This window comes from Vibrio sp. 1557 (assembly GCF_033340175.1).
GTDB lineage: Bacteria > Pseudomonadota > Gammaproteobacteria > Enterobacterales > Vibrionaceae > Vibrio > Vibrio alginolyticus.
Window position 1 is genome coordinate 100,197 of record NZ_JAWOVZ010000014.1, and the last position, 16,992, is coordinate 117,188.

19 protein-coding genes are annotated in these 16,992 nt (G+C 38.9%); 12 read left to right on the forward strand and 7 right to left on the reverse strand.

The window, feature by feature from the left end:
* The first annotated feature begins 3 nt into the window (after nucleotides 1-3).
* From R7070_RS16550 to R7070_RS16560, 3 genes are read left to right on the forward strand one after another with little or no spacing between them, the layout of a single operon-like run.
* Nucleotides 4-759 carry a 5-oxoprolinase subunit PxpA gene (locus tag R7070_RS16550; protein WP_053307689.1) on the forward strand — a complete coding sequence of 252 codons (756 nt, stop codon included), beginning with the start codon at nucleotides 4-6 and terminating at the stop codon, nucleotides 757-759.
* A complete protein-coding gene (locus tag R7070_RS16555; RefSeq protein ID WP_256900062.1) occupies nucleotides 759-1,442 on the forward strand; it encodes a 5-oxoprolinase subunit B family protein in 684 nt (227 codons plus the stop codon). The genes R7070_RS16550 and R7070_RS16555 overlap by 1 nt, the downstream gene beginning before the upstream one ends.
* Nucleotides 1,439-2,374, forward strand: a complete 936-nt coding sequence (locus R7070_RS16560; RefSeq protein WP_005376316.1) for a biotin-dependent carboxyltransferase family protein — start codon at nucleotides 1,439-1,441, stop codon at nucleotides 2,372-2,374. Before R7070_RS16555 ends, R7070_RS16560 begins: the two co-directional genes overlap by 4 nt.
* A 28-nt stretch (nucleotides 2,375-2,402) precedes the next feature.
* Here R7070_RS16560 and R7070_RS16565 read toward each other — a convergent pair whose 3' ends face one another.
* Nucleotides 2,403-3,842, reverse strand: coding sequence for an FAD-dependent oxidoreductase (locus R7070_RS16565; RefSeq protein WP_256900063.1), 1,440 nt, complete (start codon nucleotides 3,840-3,842; stop codon nucleotides 2,403-2,405).
* A 515-nt stretch (nucleotides 3,843-4,357) separates the two neighbouring features.
* Here R7070_RS16565 and R7070_RS16570 point away from each other — a divergent pair.
* Entirely contained in the window at nucleotides 4,358-5,989 is a 1,632-nt protein-coding gene (locus R7070_RS16570; protein WP_318141251.1) for a tyrosine-type recombinase/integrase, read from the forward strand.
* A gap of 349 nt (nucleotides 5,990-6,338) precedes the next feature.
* A complete protein-coding gene (locus R7070_RS16575; RefSeq protein WP_318141252.1) occupies nucleotides 6,339-7,226 on the forward strand; it encodes a hypothetical protein in 888 nt (295 codons plus the stop codon).
* 172 nt (nucleotides 7,227-7,398) lie between these two features.
* Here the strand turns inward: R7070_RS16575 and R7070_RS16580 are convergent, their stop codons facing one another.
* From R7070_RS16580 to R7070_RS16605, 6 genes are all read right to left on the reverse strand, one after another.
* On the reverse strand, nucleotides 7,399-7,896 hold the full coding sequence (locus R7070_RS16580; RefSeq protein ID WP_318141253.1) for a hypothetical protein: 498 nt from the start codon (nucleotides 7,894-7,896) through the stop codon (nucleotides 7,399-7,401).
* Nucleotides 7,897-7,909: 13 nt separating this feature from the next.
* On the reverse strand, nucleotides 7,910-8,083 hold the full coding sequence (locus R7070_RS16585; protein ID WP_318141254.1) for a hypothetical protein: 174 nt from the start codon (nucleotides 8,081-8,083) through the stop codon (nucleotides 7,910-7,912).
* A gap of 191 nt (nucleotides 8,084-8,274) precedes the next feature.
* Nucleotides 8,275-8,646 carry a hypothetical protein gene (locus R7070_RS16590; protein WP_318141255.1) on the reverse strand — a complete coding sequence of 124 codons (372 nt, stop codon included), beginning with the start codon at nucleotides 8,644-8,646 and terminating at the stop codon, nucleotides 8,275-8,277.
* Between the two features lie 14 nt (nucleotides 8,647-8,660).
* Nucleotides 8,661-9,014: a hypothetical protein gene (locus tag R7070_RS16595; protein ID WP_046876105.1), complete on the reverse strand. Its 354-nt coding sequence runs from the start codon at nucleotides 9,012-9,014 to the stop codon at nucleotides 8,661-8,663.
* Nucleotides 9,015-9,032: 18 nt separating this feature from the next.
* Complete coding sequence (locus R7070_RS16600; protein ID WP_318141256.1) at nucleotides 9,033-9,317, reverse strand: hypothetical protein; 285 nt, start codon at nucleotides 9,315-9,317, stop codon at nucleotides 9,033-9,035.
* A gap of 1,297 nt (nucleotides 9,318-10,614) precedes the next feature.
* Nucleotides 10,615-10,872, reverse strand: a complete 258-nt coding sequence (locus R7070_RS16605; protein ID WP_213965945.1) for a hypothetical protein — start codon at nucleotides 10,870-10,872, stop codon at nucleotides 10,615-10,617.
* An 884-nt stretch (nucleotides 10,873-11,756) separates the two neighbouring features.
* On the opposite strand from R7070_RS16605, the gene R7070_RS16610 reads away from it, so the two are divergent.
* From R7070_RS16610 to R7070_RS16640, 7 genes are all read left to right on the forward strand, one after another.
* A complete protein-coding gene (locus R7070_RS16610; protein WP_318141257.1) occupies nucleotides 11,757-12,335 on the forward strand; it encodes a Bro-N domain-containing protein in 579 nt (192 codons plus the stop codon).
* Between the two features lie 273 nt (nucleotides 12,336-12,608).
* Nucleotides 12,609-12,836 carry a hypothetical protein gene (locus R7070_RS16615; RefSeq protein WP_064376823.1) on the forward strand — a complete coding sequence of 76 codons (228 nt, stop codon included), beginning with the start codon at nucleotides 12,609-12,611 and terminating at the stop codon, nucleotides 12,834-12,836.
* On the forward strand, nucleotides 12,836-13,048 hold the full coding sequence (locus tag R7070_RS16620) for a hypothetical protein (RefSeq protein WP_064376822.1): 213 nt from the start codon (nucleotides 12,836-12,838) through the stop codon (nucleotides 13,046-13,048). The genes R7070_RS16615 and R7070_RS16620 overlap by 1 nt, the downstream gene beginning before the upstream one ends.
* A gap of 73 nt (nucleotides 13,049-13,121) precedes the next feature.
* A complete protein-coding gene (locus tag R7070_RS16625; protein WP_161939210.1) occupies nucleotides 13,122-13,295 on the forward strand; it encodes a hypothetical protein in 174 nt (57 codons plus the stop codon).
* The gene (locus tag R7070_RS16630) at nucleotides 13,261-15,027 is read left to right on the forward strand and encodes a hypothetical protein (RefSeq protein WP_318141258.1); all 1,767 of its coding nucleotides are present in this window, start codon (nucleotides 13,261-13,263) and stop codon (nucleotides 15,025-15,027) included. Before R7070_RS16625 ends, R7070_RS16630 begins: the two co-directional genes overlap by 35 nt.
* A gap of 134 nt (nucleotides 15,028-15,161) precedes the next feature.
* A complete protein-coding gene (locus R7070_RS16635; protein ID WP_046876100.1) occupies nucleotides 15,162-15,551 on the forward strand; it encodes a hypothetical protein in 390 nt (129 codons plus the stop codon).
* A 231-nt stretch (nucleotides 15,552-15,782) separates the two neighbouring features.
* Complete coding sequence (locus R7070_RS16640) at nucleotides 15,783-16,376, forward strand: hypothetical protein (protein ID WP_064376820.1); 594 nt, start codon at nucleotides 15,783-15,785, stop codon at nucleotides 16,374-16,376.
* The last annotated feature ends 616 nt before the right edge of the window (nucleotides 16,377-16,992 follow it).

Here is a 16,992-nt window from a genome sequence, read left to right on the forward strand (position 1 = left end):
CGTATGACATTGAATAAACAGCAACTTACATTGAACTGTGATATGGGCGAGAGCTTTGGCTCTTGGAGTATGGGCGCAGATGAAGAAGTGATGCCCCATGTTGATATGGCGAACATCGCGTGTGGTTTTCATGCCTCCGACCCTAATGTCATGCACGACACTATCACCCTAGCGAATGACAACGATGTTGATATTGGCGCACACCCAGGTTACGCCGACCTACAAGGCTTTGGCAGACGAAGCATAAGCATGACGGGTGATGAAATTACGAACATGGTTATATATCAGGTTGGTGCTTTACAAGCATTATGCCGGGCGCAATACACAGACATCAGTTACATAAAGCCTCATGGTGCTCTATACAACGACATGATGAAAAGTGATGCGATATTTAGAGCGGTAGTAAAGGCGGCAGCACTGTTCAAAGTACCGTTAATGATCCTAGCTTCACAGGAAAACGAAAAATACTTAGAAATCGCAGACGATTATGATGTTCCCTTGCTATTTGAAGCATTTGCAGATCGTTTATACCAAGATGACGGCTTACTGACTCCTAGAACACAGCCCAATGCCGTGTTAAAAAGCGAGCACGCGATACTTGAGCAAGTCCGGACCTTAGCTGACTCTGGGCGTGTCAAAACCGCTTCAGGCGGTTACATATTATTGGAAGCCGACACAATTTGTGTTCATGGTGACAATGAAGAGTCGATCGCGCTGATCCAAAAGATCCGCCAAAGCCTATACGCTGGAGGAAATTAATGCATAAAGAGAAATTTAATATCTCTTTGATCTCCGAGTGCAGTATTTTCATTAAGTTTGATGAGAGTATTTCTGAAAATGCAGTCGGAGAGCTTGCTCGCAGCATAAGAGAAACTTTCGCTTCAATTGTTATGAACGTTGTCCCCTCCTATCAAACTATTCTCGTTGATTACTTACCTTTTCGAATCAACGAAAAGAACTTAGTCAATGAGCTGCAACAAATCGTGAGCCAGTTTGATACTCAATCACTTAAGCTTTCCCAGCCGAATCACATTACTATCCCTGTATATTACTCTGAAGAAACCGCGTTAGATCTATCTCGTTTTCAAAAGCGAGGTCTGTCATTAGACGATCTTATTACCCTGCATACGAAAACCGAGTACGCGGTTTCTGCAATTGGATTTGCTCCAGGCTTTGCATTTCTCTCTGACGTTGATACTCAATTGCACATGGCAAGGCTTGCCACACCAAGAACTCAAGTGCCGGCCGGAAGTGTAGGAATCGCAGACTCTAAAACGGCCGTCTATCCATCAGATAGTCCTGGCGGATGGAACATTATTGGTAAAAGCCCGCTTGCGCTCTTCTCCGACTCTCCTCCTTTTATACCGTTTGAAGTGGGTGACAAGGTCACCTTTAATGCTATTTCAAAACAAGAGTTTATCGATTTAGGAGGCGTACTATGAGTTACGGTGGATTACTGGTGGAAAAGCCAGGGCCGCTCTCTTTAGTTCAAGACTTTGGTCGTTTTGGATTAGCGCATGTCGGTGTGACTCAAGGTGGGCCGGTCGACGACTATGCTTACAGCTGGGCCAACCATTTGCTTGGTAACGTAGTCAATTGCGTTGCGATTGAAATTACTTTGGGTAACGCTTGTTTTATTGCCTTGCATAACTGCCACCTTGCTATATGTGGCGGTGATTTAAATGCAAAAATAGATGGTGAACCTATTTCAAATTGGTCCGACTTTACGTTGAAAAAAGGACAGAAGCTTCAGTTCGGAGTCGCAAGAAATGGACTCCGCTCCTACCTGGCGGTTAAAGGTGGATTTAATGTTGCTCAGCACTTAGGAAGCGCATCGACCGTCTTGCGAGAATCTCTAGGTGGTTATGATTCAAATGGTGGCGCTTTGAAAGCTGGCGATATTCTTCCCTTTGTCCCTCATAACTTACCGAAACGTAAACCAAGGCAAATGACGTTTCGCTTTAAACCAGATTACAACTTACCCATTAAGCTGAGAGTGATTGAAGGCTATCAGAACGAGGACTTTGATGAAGACGCTCGCCAAGCATTTTACAACAAAGCATTCATCATCTCCCCCAATTCGAATCGCATGGGCTACCGTCTTGAGGGCAATAACATTCGTCCACCTTACGAAGGCGTCCTATCAGAGGGAATTGCATTAGGTTCAATTCAAGTACCTAGCGATGGTAACCCTATTGTGCTGCTCAACGATCACCAGACTATTGGCGGGTATCCTAAATTTGGCTGCGTAGCTCGTATTGACTTACCTAGACTGGCACAGGCGAAACCCGGACAAAAAGTCAATTTTGTGAAAGGAGATAGACTAGGCTTGCAAGAAGTATGGTGCCAATGGGCTCAGTTTTTTGGGTATTAATACAACCACTGAGCCCAAACACAGCCGATTATGCAGGCATACCATAACGCACTGCTAAAGCTTGTGGATAGCCTCGCTCTTGAGTGAGTTTAATCGCGTACTGCTCGACCTCTTGTTCAGACCACTTCACAGCGACCGGATGCTGTGTTTCCACATTTTGGTTAGGATCGATGTCAAACCAGAATTGAAGCATTTTTTGCGCTGCGAGTAGTGTCGATGACGCTTTTACCACCTCTATTCTCGCGTAGTGGTTATCTTCAAAAGTCACATCTGCCGCTCTGAGTACTGGATCTGTTCCGGGAATTTGCTGAGCGCCAAATAATGCTTTTCCTCCTTTTACAGCAGAGTGATAGTCGGGAATAAACTGCGCCATGTGTTTGATGGCGTTGTTCGTTCGCTCTTCTAACACTTCTTCTCTCCAGCCGTTACGGATCTTCGAGAGTAAAGGCATAGGCAGTTCAGGTTGAGCAGATGAGTTCGTGCTCTCCACTAAACCATCTTCAAACAGCGTGATTCCTTTTGTCATACCATGAAGTTGAAAGTAACCATCGCCATAAGGCGTCAATTGAGCCATTCCTTTATCGGTTCCACGCGGGCCATGAAAAATAACTTCTGGCCATTGTTGTTGACAGTCTGCCCACCTCGTAACGTAAGCGGCTTTAAACTCCACCAACCTGTCACGCTTGGCACCAACTGTGTTGTCAATTGAGCCTGTTTCAAAGCCACACGCGTTAACCAAGTAGTCGCATGTCATCAGGTAATCGATACCTTCACGTTCATAGCCAAGTTGCCAGTGTTCCCCCATCCAATCGGCTTGCTTAAACGTTGCTTGTGTGAAGACCGAAGCATTAGGAAGCGTATCTAGTGTTAAGTTGGCAATTGCGGCGAGGCGAAAAACACTCCAACCATATTCTTGAACTGCGACAACAGGATACTTTAGCGCTTCAAGATCAGCATGTTGAGCAAAAGGAATGCACCACTCATCGAAGTTTGTAGGATGACTTGGTTGAGTACGTTGCGCGAGAGCTTCTAGCTCCGCTTTTGAATACAGTTTGTAGTATTCGCTTGGCTCGCCGAGCACTTTATTCCTCTCATCTTTATCAACGAGCGTCTGATAAGCACTTTTCACAACCTCTAATCGCGGAATTAGTGTGGATGGGTCTCCACCATCGGAATGAGGAACCGCGATGATTGTCGGACGAATATTCAGTGAAAGCGGATACAGGCGAACAGTATCAATAGATTGTGCTAACAAGTCTAAGCATTGTTGCTCGGAAATCTCTCGATATAAATTACCACCAGCATGCAAATGACAAATGGGTGGACCATTTACTAGTGATACGCCCTTCTCTATTACGGAAACTTTAAAACCCAGCTCCGCAAAATGAATTGCTGCTGTTGCACCTGCTACACCGCCACCAACAACAGCGATATGCTTATCTTTATAACTTGGAAACTCAGACTTCATTGCTTCACTAAAAATTTTATAAGGAAAATTCTTTACTAACGGTGGATTCTACTCGTGTTTGGACTTGATTAAAATCACAAAAAGTTCATGGGTTTGCGAAATATCCAACATCGCCTGTAAAGTGCATTAAAGTAGAAAAAATTTGCGAAAAAGTACTTGACGACATGGTTAAGAAGACACTTTTTTGTGTCTATGTGAATAAGAATTTCACTGTAAGACCCATGGCGCAAAGCCTGCAGAAACACCCCACTTTTTACACCATTTAGTTATCCCAAAAGTTATCCACTGTTTTTGTGGATAACTAAAATAAAAGTGTCATGGAGTGTTCCAAATTTGATAACACTCGCTGCGATTAAGTGTTTACTGGCGTTAACAATCTTTTCAACAAACTCATCACTACAAGTGCCAACGTAACAAATGTTGCAAGCGGTAAAGCTATCCACAATTCGGGGTTCTCAGATAAGTAAAACACGTGCTTTCCGGTAGGTTAGCATGATTATCTGGATGATATACACATGTCATACGTCTTGTCATACACGAATGGTTCAAATTACCTAATAAAAAGAGGAAGATTTTTTTATATTTCTATCCGTTGCGAAGGGAAAATTTTTAGGAAGTCACTTAAAACCGATATACTACCGATTGCTCAAGAGATGGTAGAAAATGTATTAATCGAAACAAGGAGAATTGGGAAAATGTCTGTAGAGTTGTTAAAAGCGATAGTTGATGATCAGATTGATACAGCCATAGAAGCAGCAACAGCCGTGCTATACCCTCGTTCTTTACAAGGTAAGGCAGCTATCAAAGCTCACTACAAGCAGACTATAGGCGCGACCTTACACAATATGCAGGTAGAAGATGCAGAAGGAATGGCAAGCGAAGATCTAAGCCAGCATTACAAACATGTGCCTACTTTTAGAGAATCACAGGTTGATAAGCTTCGCCGACCTTCGAATTTACCTCAAGCAGATGAAAACGATTGTGGTTTAGAAGAACATTATGAACAGCCTACCCAAGAGTTAGGACTACTCGATATATATAAAAAATCGATTGCTAACGCTCTAGCAAATGATGACCTAGTTACGGCTCACAACAACCTAGCTGCTTTAAAACAAAGTTTTGAGATTGGTACAGCGTCACAAACTGAGTTAGTAGATTCCCCAACCACACCGACTTTCAAAGAAGCCTTAGATCAATATATTCATGATAAATCGAGCAACTTGTACATTAATAAAAACAAACCTGTTAGTAAGAAAGCCTCAGATGAAAAGATTAACTATCTGTCAGGTTTAATTCTGCACTTGTGGAAGGATAAACCAATCGGAGACATCAACGGTAAGGAGATTGATAGAGCTTTCAGGTTGTATAGCCAGTTCCCTTTAATCAAACACAACCCTTGGAAGTCGATGACCCTTGAGGAACGCATAGAAGCAGCAGAACAAGGCGACGTTCCAGAAGGTGAACGTGTAGGTAAAACACTAGGTAGGATTAAAACGGCTGTTAATTTGTTTTTTGACCACTTTTGGCGTTTGGCTGTGATAGATAACAATCCAGTGAAAGATATGCGCTTTAATGACTTTGTTGGAGGTGGTGAACGTGGTTCATTTACAAAAGCTCAGTTGAATGACTTTCAAACCTTTGCAACGAATAATGATTTAGATGGTTTCAAAGTAGCGATCCTTCTTCAAATGTATAGTGGGATGAGGAATAGTGAAATCTCTAACATTCAACCAGAAGATATTAAGACTGAGCAAGGTGTTGATTACATACATGTAAGAGGAACTAAAACCGTCAATGCTGAGCGTTACATCCCTATTCACTCTAAGCTAAAAGAGTTCGGTGTGGTCGACTATATTAAATCAGGTGGTGAAATATACACCTCTCAAAGCATCACACAACGTTTTAATCGTTTGATGCAATCTCTCAGTATGTCTAAAGAAGATAGCAAAGGCTTACCACTAAGCTTTTACAGCTTTAGACATAACTTTGCTTCTGGTTTGGCTTCTGGTGGTGTTTCAGAGCTTCACATTGAATGGTTAATGGGTCACAGCCATACAGGAACAAAACAACGTTACATAGATAGAGGTGTTGAACACGTTCCATCATTAGCCGAGAGTATCAATTGCTTAAGCTATGAATTCATGTAGGACTACAGGCGGCAACATAGCCGCCTTATTTACCTTTTAAGTTTGCACCTCGCAGCGTTTGCCAGTGTACAAAGGTGCGGGATCTGATTGTGTCTCGTTATCGGGTGATCTTGAGATACACGATAAAAACCTTCACCACATTCACAACGGTATTCTACGAGCAATGCAGATTTTAACTGTCGTGTACAATGGCTCTCAGTAAGTTTCATATTGACACCCTCACTTGCTCAAAATGCTAGGATATACCATCACTGTATTTATATACAGCATTCATTTATATTGAAAGCGTTTCGGATCTTTGTGAGAGTAACGTGTTTAACCTGAAATTATAATTAAGAGGGGATTAAAAGTGCCAAGTAAACAAGCAGAAGAACAGCATAGTAAACGTGATTGGCATGGTTCACACCTTGATTGGACCTTTTCCCCTCGAGCTTTTAGGTGGTCAGGAGAGTGTATCTACGGGGTGAATTTTCTACCTATTGCTACTGAGTTGAGAGCATGGATGCTTCAGGAAGGTCATCTATCCCTGTCACCGCCTAAACAAGCTCCTGAAAATGGAGGCTTCTATAACCCATATACGAACAGTGCAGTTACCCTGTCATTACTAATGAGTAAAGTTATTAACGAAGCTCATGATTATGCTCATGAAGTAGATCCGACCTGTGACGAGATAGAAACAGAGATAGAGAGGATTCGTTTATATAATGAAATTCTTCTGTATTCTGCAAGGATATGTGAGGTTGCAATTAAACAGCTTCTTTTTTGTACTGAGTTCCCACAAAAACTATATGGGCGAATGGCATTAGGGCAATTGCTTGAATCCCCCTGTCCAACCTGTAAACCATCGAAGGGTTTGAAAGGTCATCCTGTTTCTATGGTTGGTTCTTTGGCACACCCTTACCATTTATGTTTAGAGTTTGAACATTGTGCAATGGATCATATGAACCTTGTAAATAAACTAAGAAACTCTGAGGTAGCCCACTCGGATATTCAAGAGTTAAATATACGGACTTCCGAATTATCTAGGTTACAACTTAAAGAAGAAACTACGGACATACTTAGCGATTTTGCTCACATGCTTTCCCATGTTGAGAAGCTGGAGCAATGCATATTTCAAGACTTAGTTACTAAAGGTGAGTACATTAACCAGTTGAAGTTTAATGGTTTAAAAGCTGAAGACTGTATTTTTAGGTTAGTACCTGGAGAGGAATTGGTTTATGAAAGCTCCAACAAATAACTTCCCTTAGTTACAAGAGTACTTGTAAAATGCCATGAAGTTACACACAGATACCTGTAGCTTAAACCTTGCTACAGGTACTAAAAAGGAGCCAATTGGCTCCTTTCGGTAATAGATTCAAAAACAATAAGCGATACAAAATCCAGATTTGATACCATAGTGCATAATATGGCTAAGTATTAAAAATAGGTGTTAAATCCTCTAGTTCGGATTCATCATAAAGCTCATCATCAACCTTTAACCTATCTCTTAATGGATTATCGGGGAAGTTTAATTGTGGAAATGGATTGTCATGCTTTTCAGGTGAGAACCCAATAATGACAATCTCATTTAAGTTACCCTGCCATGTGTAATGAATCGCGGGGCCAGAAGTTGCACCAAGAGGGTTTTCTTGGTCTATCTTAGTTGAGGTAGCACTGGAGACATTCGCCCAAGGTCCACAGTGGTAGTGCCACGTGTCATAATCTGAATAGCTACCATCATTTTCTACGTTCCTACCTATTAAAGTCTCACCTTTCAAGACGGTTTTAGCGAAATTAGTTATTCTAGAAAAGTGAAGCCTATCTTGAGGATTGTTTTGAACGTCGAAGGTGGCGAAATCTTTAAAGTAGGCAGTGTTCGTAACACCACGGAAGAAGTCAATGTGAAAATGAACTTTGTCTACTGGCAATTTGGGCTTCCTGTTAAGTCAAGCCAAGTTCCTTTCTAACAGCATAAAGCTTTGCTAACATCACCGACTCAATTTCGTTGTCGGTCATATCTTTGCTCAACGAGAATCCAACACATTCGCGAGAAATTGCGCGCTTGTTTAACTCTTGTTTTACAGTAACTTTGGCATCGGTCGTCTGTTTTTGCATAATATGCGCCTTTCTAACTGGACTGTCAAATTTAAACAGATGTTATTCAATATTACGTTATGTCGTTGCACTAATCAAATAGTAAGTATTTTTGTGCGATATTTATAAAAATCACTGGGCTTATGTGGTTCTAACAAGCACCAAATCTAATAACACACTTCTCACTAACGAAAGAAGGTAGATATGTTGCTTTAATTACTCTGTCCAAACCCCATTATGATCTCACAGCCAACAACCTTTTCTTTGTTGTAGAGCTTCACAGCTTCATCAAATGCCTGTGTGAGTTCTTTTTGTATTGGTGGCGAAAATGGTAAGCCTGAATTTTCAACATAATGCTGTAGTACAAAAATCAAATGATTGAACCCACCAGTTTTTAGAACGCTAAACAGTGTTTCATGCTCAGTCAGAAGAAATCCAAACAAAGCTTCTGAAGTATCGGTAGAGGTTAGGCTGATTAATGGACAGTATACCCCTTTCTCTTGGATCTCTTCTTCACTGTAACCAAGGTGTGTTAAGTATCTGTATAACAGTGAGATGTGCTCACCAATAAATCGAATTTGCATAGTACACCTCTCGATTAAAGTTTAGGGAGAAGAGAAGATTTACTATCTTTTGGTGCTGTCTTTTCTGCTTCTTTGACAGCTTCAAGAGCTAAGACAATCTGCTCGCTGTCTTTGATAGATTTTTCTAAATCTGTAACCAGTGATAAGGCCATTTGAACCGCTTTCAATTGGACTCCTGAAATATCCTTGTTCTTACCTGTGGCAGCGTCGAGGATAACCTTTGTGAGCTTTGGGAATGCTTTCGTGAGATCACCTAAGCTTTTATTTTTCTGCGTAATCAGGTCTAGGATTTGATCTAGTTGCTGGTCAAGAATTCGCTGGTTTGTGTTTTTTGGTTGAACTGGGATGTTCACTGTTACGGCTGACATTGTGTTACTTCCTTATTTTTATAGTAGGTTGGCTTTTGCGTAGAGTTCGTGAGATTCGATCTTTAGTAACTTCACTGTGTCTTTGAATCGACTAGAAATCTTGTAAACGGTTGTTAGTGTCGGGGATGAGTTGTGTACCTGTGGCTGAAGTTCTACCACTTGCTTAGGTGTTAGGTTCAAACCTAATAACCAGACTGTGAAAACCGTACTCTCTGCGATCCTTGGTGTATCACCTATCAATGAGAATGTAAGAGTTCTTAAATCTGATTGAATTAATTCTGCAAGGTGTTGTTTTGCTGTCATTGGGATACCTTGATGTGCTGAAATATCGTGTAAAAAGGTGTGCTGCTTACTTTTGTGTAAATACGCCAATATTTAATATAGTTTACTTATATTTCAGTATCTTATAGTTATTTTTGGTGTACTGCTTAAAATTGGGGTATTTGGACTAGTTCGGGAAGGATAGAAATATTTCTATATGTCTAATTATACCATAAACAACATATTTATTCTTATAAATACGCATATTTATGAAATTAAATTTGACACATAAGCATTTAAAATATTGGCTCTGGTGTAGATATGGCAAAATATCTAAATGGATAGATAAGGTAATGCTGGCAAGGTTTTGAAGTTCAGAATTGAGAGATCGACTCACTGAGCACAGCACACACGCCCAGATTTGAAAATCGTAGAAATGTAGAAATATTTATGCGCTTTACCTGCATACAGAAGACACTCTATTCAAACACCCCACTCTATGTACGTCCGTACAAGCACACACAGCCGCTTTAGGACAACTCGATGCAAGTGCATTCTTCACACAATTAACCTTCTCTCAGAAGCGTACATAAGCTTTAAACACTACCCTTTGCAACGATGTTGCAGCTACAATACATTGTCACTGTGTGACCAACATAATTTCATTTAACAATACAAAAATTATTATGTGCGCACCAAACCACAATCATACACCAAGCCTTATACAGTAAGGGATTCGAGCGTTTTACTACCGTAATAATAACATTTCAAGTGCGCGATAGATCCATTATGTTAAATTAGGCCATTCTAATATGTATGAATTGAGGTTGAACGGTGTATTTTCGATAGTTTTCTATCTTTAAAGTTGGGAGTTTTGAACAAGAAAAGTTTGAAATTATTTGCACTATATTGGGGCATTGCAAAAACAGGTAGCTTTGTATAGATACCTCACCAACATCGTATATAAAGATAAATTAGAATTTACTAATTCATTGTTCATTATCCCTTGTCCTCTCAGCACATCCTAATCAACATTAACACAATCACACCAATTCACCGCTAAAACGCTTCTACTGGCTACACAGAAGCATTTGCACACCAATTACCCCACACTCACACATCCAGTGCACAAATCGACTTAATATCGGAGTATTTGCATTTATATTGCACAAATGGGTTATATGCATTTATTGAATTATTATTCAGCATTGATTGTTACATTTTTGGTAAATTGATTACCATTTATGAAAAGTTTTAATCTGTGGGGAAGAATGGATAGAGAGGTTTGTTAAACACCACCAATGGAAATTATTAAATCAGAGAGTGGTGCTTATGAAGTTTATTTATTGTGCTTATCTTCCATGAACTTCTTTTGTACCCGAGTAACTATAATCTTCGCTTTTTCTTCTTCTAGCTCGGTAAATGTATCAGGGTGATCATATAGAAACTGTATCGAACCATCTTCATTTACTTCATGGTCATTAAACAGTAATCCTTCTATATAATCCTCCTGTGATTTTAAGAGTTTATTCATTTCATCCATGTCATGCGCTGCAGCAGGATTAATCTTTCTAGCAATACCTTTGGGAATATCCATAAACCGAGATCCTAATCAATTGACGTTAAGAGACTAGTAGCATAGCACAGCATTTACAACTTGCTCAGTTTTTGCACCTTACAGCACCGTGAGGATCTTTCTTACAGATTGATCCATCACTACCCCTCAAGTTTCCGTGAGCATCTTCTCGCCACGTATTACCCTTGTTATCCCTAATGATTCCGTTTGAATCAGTCTTATATATTGAGCCGTCTGAACCTCGTATAGCTCCATGAGCGTCAACCTTATACGTTGTTCCGTCCGATGATCTAACAGTGCCTTGTGCGTCCGTCCTGTACCTTGTCTCTACCCCATTGGAGTCCTTACAACGTGTTATTCCTATCGCATCGGTTTTACAGATGGTTTCTGCTTGTCCTGTAGCCGTAAGTAAGCACATAGCAGCTAGTAATAATCGTTTCATGGTGATGTCTCAGCGTTGAACAGAGTTAACGATATTGAGTATAGCAATTAGTAGGTAAAGTAAACGCTTCAAAAAAAAACGTGGGGGCTTATTTCTCAAGAAGGTAGATATATCAATAGTTATAGATTAACAGTTAGACTCTATATAAGTGAGTTAGTAATTGGAAGTATTAGTATTGAATGAGAGAGAGAGAGATTAATAATAACATTAGAGTTAATAATCAATTAGCTGTAAGTAATAGTACGAAATCATAACCTCACAAAAAAAACGGGGGACTTCTGAGACTCAAAGCTAGGTATATCAATACATATGAGACTATGACTAGACTCTATATAAGTGTCTTAGTTAAGTTAAGTTAAGTTAAGTTAAGTAATAATATATATAAGTCTTAACTATAGATTCATTCGTGTCATCTCTAACAAACAATTGTGAAATTATTGAAATTAAATAGGAGAAATATTACATGAACAAAGAAATGCAGATTTTTGATTACGATGGTATGAAAGTTGAAACTATCATGTGGGAGAATCATAAAGGTAAGGTTGTTCCTTTCATGAAGGCTGAAACAATTGCTACCATTCTTGGTTACAGTAGTACACAAATGGCTGTTAAGAATTGCAAGAACCAAGTTAAACTTTCAATGCTAGATTTACAAAAATCAGTATCAATCTCTCAGATTGAATCCAACGAAATCAGTAACTTAGGTAAGCAAATCACACCTTATCAAGCACTAATTAAGGAAGGTTACTCTCACGGAGAAGTGGTTGTAAAGAAGGTGTGGATTGATGAGTTTGATATATACCGTCTTGTCATGAAATCAACACTGCCTGCTGCAGAGAGATTCCAAGATTGGGTATGTGAGGAAGTGTTACCTAAGATCCGCCAAGATGGGATGTATATTGCTGGTGAAGAGAAAGTTGAATCTGGTGAGATGTCGATTGAAGAAATGACATTGAAAGTGCATGAGTATTTGCAGAATAAGGTGAACCGTCTTACTCTTAACGATTACTTTGAAATCAATAGCTTACCCACCCTCGCTTGACAAACTATTTTTAGATGGTAGATTGGTAAGTATAGATGGAGACAAAAGTCAACTTGAATAACTTAAAAAGCGACATTAGTCACAAACAGTTGTTGACAATCATTCTCATTTAGTGTTATTATATAAGAATAGTAATTCAGTTTACTACTCTAACATCCAGATCGTCCCCGATCACCTTACCACCTCACAATCTAATTTATACACTACGTGCTGAACTTGTTCAGAACCACACGTTGGTGGTTTTCTCGTATCTGCAATATAAGGATTTTTAATATGACATACAAACTACCAGATGAAATTAAGTTAAACACGCTCCCACTCATCACACAATTGCAACTACGACGCTTAATGAATGGAGAGACAACACCAGCTAATGTGAGTCAACGAAAGGCTGTTCGAAATAAAGAAGGTAAATTCAGTGAGGCTATTCATTATGGGTTGGCTGTGTATATGTTTAGGTTGATTGAAGAATTTAATAATAATATTGGAGAGGGGGAATAATGCAATGTACTAAAACCGATATTCAACGGATTGTTGAGTCTTACTCAGCCCACAAAAACAAAGACATGTTCCTAGAGCAATTGATGCTCACAGGTGGCAACCCTAAGCAGATTAATAAGTTTCTGCCTGATACCTATAAACAACAGTTCACCAAGCATTTCAACCACTGCCAACACATGGCTTATGTATTGAGTGACGGATTTTGTTTATAAAATTTCTGGGGGCTTTTTCAGTCACAACCCAGATAGAACCTACATTCCAACGACAAAACAAAGGAAACATCAAATGTATATAAAGCACGACTTTAATGCAGACCAGTTTGCTTTCTTACTCCAGTTAGCGGAGCAGAACAATACGAGCATTAAGCGATTTGTCGAGAACCATTACAAAACTATCTTATCCGATCTCATGGAGCACAATAATAATGATACACAGCCAATTTCAGGAGATTGTCACTAAGTACGATCCTGATTTACCAATACCCTACTTTAAGTTTAAAGACCAAAGCTTTATTCGAGCCAACAGCTATCAAGCGAACTTGCAACCGTACACCAACAAAGCAACACAACCCGTTTATAACCAACTGATTCAATCTCTCTCCCCTGAATTTTCTACAGTTCGAAGAGATAAGAATAAAAACCCTCTACCTCTTTATGATCTGCAAGCGCAGATAATTACTTACATTGGTGCGTTAGCTATTAAGAATGGATACACAGCAATCAAGTTCCCGTTCAATAAAAACTATTACAACACACTGAACAGTATTCAAAACCGAATGGATACTAACGTGATCAGTTACGAACATACGATTGAGTTTGTAAATCGACTAGTGACCAATGGATACATGGTAAAGATTAAAGGGGCAAAGTATCAGAAAGACCATGATAGAAGCCATTCAAGTGTACTGGTATTCACTGAGAAGTTTTTAAAACTGTTCGATGGTGTTTATCTCAAAGCGGTGAAACCTCAACACAACTGGTTTGAACTACGTCTACGCAAACAAAATAAGATAGATGTTAAGACCGTTGTCGCCGTAAATGATGAGATCAGCTTTACCAATTCTAAGATTTATAAACGTGCTATCACCAATCTAAACAAGTTGTGTATGGAACAACCGATCACAATGAATGGGTTTGCTTGGCAACCTCAATTTCAAGCCGTTGGTTTGATTGATATTGAAGAAGATATCAACTCTTGGGATCGAGATATGGGAATGCGTATTTATGGTGGGTCATTCCAGTGTGAACCAAGCGGTAAGCTTAACAAGCACAAAGAGCTAAACTTAGGTCGTCAGACATTACGTATCAAATACAATGACACGGTAGAGGCGGATTATTCAGGAATCCATATTTCGGCGGCCTATATAAAATCTGGTGAATACTACAACCCAGAACTAGACATGTACGCCCTTCAGTTTACTGATTTTATCAATGATGGTTATGACGCTGACCAACTTCGTCAGCTTACCAAAATGTCAGTAAACATGATGTTCAACGCTAAAAATGATGGTGATGCAAGAGCAGCTATCCAAGCAAACTACAACAAGCTGAAAAAAACCGAATATAACAGTATTCATAATCTTAACATTCTTGGTCTGATGGATGAGATCAAGCGTATGCACTCTCCTATTGCACACTTATTTTGTAGTGATCTTGGTGTCAAGTTACAAACCATTGATTCAGAAATTGCTATCCGTGTGATCGACCACTTCACAAAGAAAGGTGTGATTTGCTTACCTTACCATGATTCATTTTGTGTTGAGGCTCAATACAGAGAAGAACTGATCGAAGTAATGGAAAAAGCTTGGAAGAAAGTTTTAACCAAAACAGACTTGTGCAAAATCAAAGTGTCCTTACACGATCAAGGGATTACGTATCAAGCGAAGGTTTTTGAAACTGTAGACCGATATGTGTTCAAACCTACGGAGCAATTACAACCGGAATTCGAAACTATACCGGATATAGCCTACCGTGATGATTTGAGTCGAGCACATGAGGAAGAACTCGAAGAGCGTGAAGATTATGATCTATGGATGGAAACAACTACAGAGCAAGAACGCCGATTATTTGTAAACGGTGCGGTTCAAAATCTGTTTGATTGGACAGAGTTAGCGGTTAAATGGCAACGGTCAAAACGTGATTTAACTCCATTAATGCTAACAAACAGAGATAATCTACCTATCCCCTTTTAGCGCAACGCTAACACCAAAACTTACCTAGCTACCATAGACTACACTGAAATAAATCTGATACATGCTTTGAGCACAACGTAGGCACTCTAGTGAGCTTTGAAAATGTACCAAAAACAACACAAGAGGAAAATTTTATGAACACTGAATTTCACATTTTAAAACCAGAACAAGATCTTAATACATTATTCATCACACAATCTGAAGCTGTAGCGGAAAAAGTATTTAAAACTTCAACCGTACCTTTACAAATCGCTAGCTTACCAATCACTAATGAAGACACACTAGAACTTGTTGAGTATTTTGATGGTGAATGGATTGACCTTCACGATTACAAATACCCTTGTGAAAAGAATGGTAATACATACACATATGACATTTTATCAAATGAAGAGTTTCTAGGACTTCTTGTTATGCACCCAAATATTATTAACAAAATGTTCACCATTGATTACTACCAAGATTGTGAAGAAATCACTGAAGAACTAGAGCAAGAATTGTATAAGTTTTTCCTTGAAGAACTGTAAGAAGGCTAAAACTCTCCTTAATACTCTCTCTGCACCACCTTAACACCCATCTAAATAAAACTAATACATCGCCCTCTATACGTGCTTAATCGCTTGTAGGCGCGTTCTCGCACGTATATAGGGCAGATATAACAATAAGGAAATCATAACGTGAAGAAATACCGAATTAAAGCGATCAGAAAGAGCCGTAAACGTTTCAACTATTCATTATTAAATAAATAAGAGGTGAATATGGAAAATCTTCAAGATAAATACACTCGCGCTCTCAACAATTTTGAACCAGAACAGAGATCGAAGTTTTTAGAACTTGTTGAATCCGCATTGCATGAGTTTAAGCAAAACCTTGATTGTGCAGCTAGTGAGCTTGGTGTAGACATCATACAAAAACCAATCTTGTTACCATTTGGTAGTTCTCTTGCAAAGTCCAAGATGCGCCTCATTTTTTATATAAAATCAGAACAATTTATGCAGCCACTAAAGATAGATGTCGCTTTAACATCTTACTTATACAAACAAGAAGAACAACGGAACTTCTACCTTAAAAACGTGATTAGTAGGTATATTGATAGAGAGTTGAAGATAGGAAACAAACCGAAGCACAAACCTCTTCATGTAAGATTCAATGAGATGCTAACAACGTTTAGAAAAGGAGCTGCAATAAAACCAAACCACTTAGAAACATTGAGTAAAGTTAATAAAATTGTACGTAACCATAGTTTAAAGGTGTTTGGTAAGAGTAACACCGAACCTACGATATGGGATTATTGTTACTCAACAAAGATAGGTCTTAATGAGGTTGTAAATATAATTAAAGATGCTGATTAAAATACATAACACCTATCACAATAAAATAGTAAAGTAAATATTTTTATTACATTATATGTTGTATTTTAAATAAGGTAATGTTATAATGGTTGTATAAGTTAATGTTCTTGCCGAATCAATACTTATGTTACTTCAAACAATCACTAGTTAATAATCCTCCTATTATTTTGGTGATTGTTTTTACTCTCGAATTGTAATAAAACATATTACATAACACTCCCCCGATTAAACTAAAACCTCTTAGCTTATCATATTAAGCATTAATATCTATTATCAATAATGGAGGCTAAACAATGCCTAGAAAACGTCTAATCTATGAAGATTCAGAAAGTTTATTAAAAGAATTGATTGAAGGAACTCGAACACTTAACAGTGCTTATCTTTTAAAATTCAGAAGTATCTCTGTATATAATGACATCGACCAACATAATATTATTAGTGATGCCATTTCGTTATACCTTGCATCTAAGAAGATAAAGAACCTCAAGTTCTAACCATCCTAAAAATAAAAACAATACTGGAAAGCAAAACTATGAAGTGGCTTTGTTGCTTAATTCGATGAGAAGACATGGTAGCCCCATGTTGTTCAGTTCTTAAACAACATACTGAGTTTCAG

What these genes read in the sequence shown, in the direction of transcription:
- R7070_RS16625 (WP_161939210.1), top strand. Translation starts at nt 13,122, where the DNA reads ATGTATATAAAGCACGACTTTAATGCAGACCAGTTTGCTTTCTTACTC.
- R7070_RS16550 (WP_053307689.1), top strand. Translation starts at nt 4, where the DNA reads ATGACATTGAATAAACAGCAACTTACATTGAACTGTGATATGGGCGAG.
- R7070_RS16560 (WP_005376316.1), top strand. Translation starts at nt 1,439, where the DNA reads ATGAGTTACGGTGGATTACTGGTGGAAAAGCCAGGGCCGCTCTCTTTA.
- R7070_RS16595 (WP_046876105.1), bottom strand. Translation starts at nt 9,014, where the DNA reads ATGTCAGCCGTAACAGTGAACATCCCAGTTCAACCAAAAAACACAAAC.
- R7070_RS16565 (WP_256900063.1), bottom strand. Translation starts at nt 3,842, where the DNA reads ATGAAGTCTGAGTTTCCAAGTTATAAAGATAAGCATATCGCTGTTGTT.
- R7070_RS16600 (WP_318141256.1), bottom strand. Translation starts at nt 9,317, where the DNA reads ATGACAGCAAAACAACACCTTGCAGAATTAATTCAATCAGATTTAAGA.
- R7070_RS16620 (WP_064376822.1), top strand. Translation starts at nt 12,836, where the DNA reads ATGCAATGTACTAAAACCGATATTCAACGGATTGTTGAGTCTTACTCA.
- R7070_RS16605 (WP_213965945.1), bottom strand. Translation starts at nt 10,872, where the DNA reads ATGGATATTCCCAAAGGTATTGCTAGAAAGATTAATCCTGCTGCAGCG.
- R7070_RS16585 (WP_318141254.1), bottom strand. Translation starts at nt 8,083, where the DNA reads ATGCAAAAACAGACGACCGATGCCAAAGTTACTGTAAAACAAGAGTTA.
- R7070_RS16640 (WP_064376820.1), top strand. Translation starts at nt 15,783, where the DNA reads ATGGAAAATCTTCAAGATAAATACACTCGCGCTCTCAACAATTTTGAA.
- R7070_RS16610 (WP_318141257.1), top strand. Translation starts at nt 11,757, where the DNA reads ATGAACAAAGAAATGCAGATTTTTGATTACGATGGTATGAAAGTTGAA.
- R7070_RS16615 (WP_064376823.1), top strand. Translation starts at nt 12,609, where the DNA reads ATGACATACAAACTACCAGATGAAATTAAGTTAAACACGCTCCCACTC.
- R7070_RS16590 (WP_318141255.1), bottom strand. Translation starts at nt 8,646, where the DNA reads ATGCAAATTCGATTTATTGGTGAGCACATCTCACTGTTATACAGATAC.
- R7070_RS16555 (WP_256900062.1), top strand. Translation starts at nt 759, where the DNA reads ATGCATAAAGAGAAATTTAATATCTCTTTGATCTCCGAGTGCAGTATT.
- R7070_RS16635 (WP_046876100.1), top strand. Translation starts at nt 15,162, where the DNA reads ATGAACACTGAATTTCACATTTTAAAACCAGAACAAGATCTTAATACA.
- R7070_RS16630 (WP_318141258.1), top strand. Translation starts at nt 13,261, where the DNA reads ATGATACACAGCCAATTTCAGGAGATTGTCACTAAGTACGATCCTGAT.
- R7070_RS16570 (WP_318141251.1), top strand. Translation starts at nt 4,358, where the DNA reads ATGTCATACGTCTTGTCATACACGAATGGTTCAAATTACCTAATAAAA.